This is a genomic window from Actinomadura sp. NPDC023710 (genome assembly GCF_040639875.1).
Taxonomy (GTDB): Bacteria; Actinomycetota; Actinomycetes; order Streptosporangiales; family Streptosporangiaceae; genus Spirillospora; species Spirillospora citrea.
Map to the genome: position 1 here is coordinate 1 of NZ_JBFAGB010000099.1, position 4,548 is coordinate 4,548.

General features: G+C 68.8%; 2 protein-coding genes. Both read right to left on the bottom strand.

Annotated features, from left to right (window positions below; genetic code table 11):
- Window positions 1–81: 81 nt before the first annotated feature.
- Window positions 82–318 (bottom strand): hypothetical protein, encoded by a 237-nt coding sequence (locus AB0H37_RS44880; protein WP_360618837.1) that lies wholly within the window; start codon window positions 316–318, stop codon window positions 82–84.
- A gap of 226 nt (window positions 319–544) precedes the next feature.
- A complete protein-coding gene (locus tag AB0H37_RS44885) occupies window positions 545–4,417 on the bottom strand; it encodes a DNA-directed RNA polymerase subunit beta' (RefSeq protein ID WP_179837704.1) in 3,873 nt (1,290 codons plus the stop codon).
- Between the last annotated feature and the right edge of the window lie 131 nt (window positions 4,418–4,548).

Here is a 4,548-nt window from a genome sequence, read left to right on the forward strand (position 1 = left end):
GGGGGGGGCGTGGTTTGGACCATCACCTTGGGCTCGGGGCCCGGGCGGCCCGGCCCCCGCTTCACGTCAACGGTGATCAGCTCACCGCTGCTCGTCCTGGGCGTGTTGCCTCCGCGCCTCCGCGCGCAGGTCGTTCGCGACGGCGTCCGGGGAGGTACCCGGGCTGACCGCGACGATCAGCTCCGTGGAGTGGATGCCCTCGACGACCTCGCCGCTGACCTCCAGGTCCACCGTCTGGCTGGTGGCGTTGGCCGTCTCCAGCGCCTCGTAAGCGGCGGCCCGGGGGTCGCTGCTCTGGGACGTCACGCGTTCGCGCATTACGTCTCCCTCTGGTGTTTCGATTGGCTCCCGCAAGCGGGACTTCACACAGGAGACCGTCCCAGAGGAGGTGGACGACGCCAGTCGGCACCGGAGCCACTGCTGGCAAGGACTGCCGGATCCGGGCAGGCCCGCCCCGGCCTCATCGTGCCCGGGAACGGGTGAGGCCCCTTCCGGAATCCGGAAGGGGCCTCACCTTGTGCTTCGCCGGCGCGTGTCAGCCGACTCAGCGGTTGTACTGACCGAAGTCGTACTCCTCCAGCGGGACGGCCTCGCCGGAGCCCTGCCCGAAGGCGTACTCGGCGCCGTCGTCGTAGGAGCCGACGGAGTACACCGCCGCCTTCGCCTCCTCGGTCGGCTCGACCCGGACGTTGCGGTACTGCGGCATGCCGGTACCGGCCGGGATGAGCTTGCCGATGATGACGTTCTCCTTGAGGCCGAGCAGCGGGTCGCTCTTGGCGTGCATCGCGGCCTCGGTGAGCACCCGGGTCGTCTCCTGGAAGGACGCCGCCGACAGCCACGACTCGGTGGCGAGCGAGGCCTTGGTGATGCCCATCAGGACGGGGCGGCCGGCGGCGGGGACTCCGCCCTCGGCCACGACGTTCCGGTTCGTCTCCTCGAAGATCGGACGCTCGACCAGGTCACCCGGGAGCAGGTCGGTGTCGCCCGACTCCAGGATGTTCACCCGCTTCAGCATCTGGCGCACGATGATCTCGATGTGCTTGTCGTGGATCGACACGCCCTGCGACCGGTACACCTCCTGCACCTCTTGGACGAGGTGGAGCTGCACGGCGCGGGGACCGAGGATGCGCAGCACCTCGTGCGGGTTGATCGCACCCGCGATGAGCTGCTGGCCGACGCCCACGGACTCGCCCTCCTTGACCAGGAGGCGGGACCGCATCGGCACCGGGTAGGCGATCTCGTCGGAGCCGTCGTCCGGGACGACGACGACCTTGCGGGCCTTCTCCGTCTCGTCGATCTTGACGCGGCCGGCGACCTCGCTGATCGGGGCCACACCCTTGGGGATGCGGGCCTCGAACAGCTCCTGGACACGCGGCAGACCGTGCGTGATGTCGCCGCCCGCCACACCACCGGTGTGGAAGGTGCGCATCGTCAGCTGCGTGCCGGGCTCACCGATGGACTGCGCGGCGATGATGCCGACGGCCTCGCCGACGTCCACCCGCTTGCCGGTGGCCAGCGAGCGGCCGTAGCAGGCGGCGCAGACACCGATCTTGGCCTCGCAGACCAGGGCGCTGCGGGTGCGGACCTTCTCCACACCCGCCTCGACCAGGCGGGACACGACCGCGTCGGACAGGTCGGTGTCGGCGGGGAAGATGACCGTCCCGTCGACGACGACGTCCTCGGCGATGGTGCGGCCGACCAGGCTCGTCTCCGAGGTGGCGAGCTTGACCAGGGTGCCGTCCTGCAGGCGGTCGGCGACCTCGAAGGGGATCGTGCGGTCGGTGCCGCAGTCCTCCTCGCGGACGATGACGTCCTGCGCGACGTCCACCAGGCGCCGGGTCAGGTAACCCGAGTCGGCGGTGCGCAGCGCGGTGTCGGCCAGGCCCTTGCGGGCGCCGTGCGTCGAGATGAAGTACTCGACGACCGACAGGCCCTCGCGGAAGGACGACTTGATCGGACGCGGGATGGTCTCGCCCTTGGGGTTGGAGACCAGGCCGCGCATACCGGCGATCTGGCGGAGCTGGAGCGGGTTGCCTCGGGCGCCCGACTGGATCATCATCCAGATCGGGTTGGCCTTCGGGAACGCCTTCTCCATGTCCACCGCGACGTCCGCGGTGGCCTTGTTCCAGATCTCGATGAGCTCCTGCTTGCGCTCGTCGTCGGTGATCAGGCCGCGGTTGAACTCCCGCTGCACCTTCTCGGCGCGCGCCTCGTAACCGCCCAGGATCTCCGCCTTGTTGGGCGGCGTGATGACGTCGTCGATCGCGATCGTGACGCCGGACCTGGTCGCCCAGTGGAACCCGGTGCTCTTCAGCGCGTCCAGCGCGTTGGCGACGGCCACCTTCGGGTAGGTCTCCGCCAGCTCGTTGACGATCGCCGAGAGCTGCTTCTTGCCGATCTCGTCGTCCACGAACGGGAAGTCGTCCGGCAGCGTCTCGTTGAACATCGCGCGGCCGAGCGTCGTCTCCAGCCGGTAGGGCCGGCCGGGCTCGTAGCCCTCGGGCGCCTTCCAGCCGCGCGGCGGCGGGACGTCCTTGAGCCGGATCTGGATCCGGGCCTGCAGGTCCAGCTCGTGCCGGTCGTAGGCCATGATCGCCTCGCCGATCGAGCCGAACGCGCGACCCTCGCCCACCGCGCCGTCCTTCTGCGTCGTCAGCCAGTACAGGCCGATGACCATGTCCTGGGTGGGCATGGTGACGGGCTTGCCGTCCGACGGCTTCAGGATGTTGTTGGTCGAGAGCATCAGGATCCGCGCCTCGGCCTGCGCCTCGGCGGACAGCGGCAGGTGCACCGCCATCTGGTCGCCGTCGAAGTCCGCGTTGAACGCGGTGCAGACCAGCGGGTGGATCTGGATGGCCTTGCCCTCGACCAGCTGCGGCTCGAACGCCTGGATGCCCAGCCGGTGCAGGGTCGGCGCCCGGTTCAGCAGCACCGGGTGCTCGGTGATGACCTCTTCCAGCACGTCCCACACGACCGGGCGGGCCCGCTCGACCATCCGCTTGGCGGACTTGATGTTCTGCGCGTGGTTGAGGTCGACCAGCCGCTTCATGACGAACGGCTTGAACAGCTCCAGCGCCATCTGCTTGGGCAGGCCGCACTGGTGCAGCTTCAGCTGCGGGCCGACGACGATGACCGAACGGCCGGAGTAGTCGACGCGCTTGCCCAGCAGGTTCTGCCGGAACCGGCCCTGCTTGCCCTTGAGCATGTCGGACAGCGACTTCAGCGGACGGTTGCCCGGCCCGGTGACCGGGCGGCCGCGGCGGCCGTTGTCGAACAGCGCGTCGACGGCCTCCTGCAGCATCCGCTTCTCGTTGTTGACGATGATCTCGGGAGCGCCCAGGTCGAGCAGGCGCTTGAGCCGGTTGTTGCGGTTGATCACCCGGCGGTACAGGTCGTTCAGGTCGGACGTGGCGAACCGGCCGCCGTCCAGCTGGACCATGGGACGCAGGTCCGGCGGGATGACCGGGATGCAGTCCAGCACCATGCCGAGCGGGCTGTTGCGGGTGTTGAGGAACGCCGAGACGACCTTCAGCCGCTTGAGGGCGCGGGCCTTCTTCTGGCCCTTGCCGGTGCGGATGATGTCGCGCAGCTTCTCGGCCTCGGCGTCGAGGTCGAAGTTCTGCAGCCGCGCCTGGATGGCCGCGGCGCCCATGCCGCCCTCGAAGTACTTGCCGAACCGGTCGCGCATCTCGCGGTAGAGCAGCTCGTCGCCCTCCAGGTCCTGGACCTTGAGGTTCTTGAAGCGGCTCCAGACCTCGTCGAGGCGGTCGAGTTCGCGCTGCGCGCGGTCGCGCAGCTGCTTCATCTCCCGCTCGGCGCCGTCGCGCACCTTGCGCTTCTGGTCGGCCTTCGCGCCGGCCTCCTCCAGCTCCGCCAGGTCGCCCTCCAGCTTCTGCTGGCGGGCCTCGACCTGCGCGTCGCGGGCCTGCTCGATCTGCTGGCGCTCCACGGAGATGTGGGCCTCCAGCGTCGGCAGGTCGCGGTCGCGCCGCTCGACGTCCACGCTGGTGATCATGTAGGCCGCGAAGTAGATGATCTTTTCGAGATCCTTCGGGGCCAGGTCCAGCAGGTAGCCGAGCCGGGACGGGACGCCCTTGAAGTACCAGATGTGCGTGACCGGCGCGGCCAGCTCGATGTGGCCCATCCGCTCACGGCGCACCTTGGCGCGGGTCACCTCGACGCCGCAGCGCTCACAGATGATGCCCTTGAACCGGACGCGCTTGTACTTCCCGCAGTAGCACTCCCAGTCGCGGGTAGGACCGAAGATCTTCTCGCAGAAGAGCCCGTCCTTCTCCGGCTTGAGGGTCCGGTAGTTGATCGTCTCCGGCTTCTTCACCTCACCGTGCGACCACTGGCGGATGTCGTCGGCGGTCGCCAGACCGATGCGAAGCTCGTCGAAGAAGTTGACGTCAAGCAACTGTTTTCCCCTTGAGTTCTCAGACCTCGTCGACGCTCATCGCGCCCTCGTTCGGGCGGCGGGAGAGGTCGATGCCGAGCTCCTCCGCGGCGCGGAAGACGTCCTCGTCGGTGTCACGCATCTCGATGGAC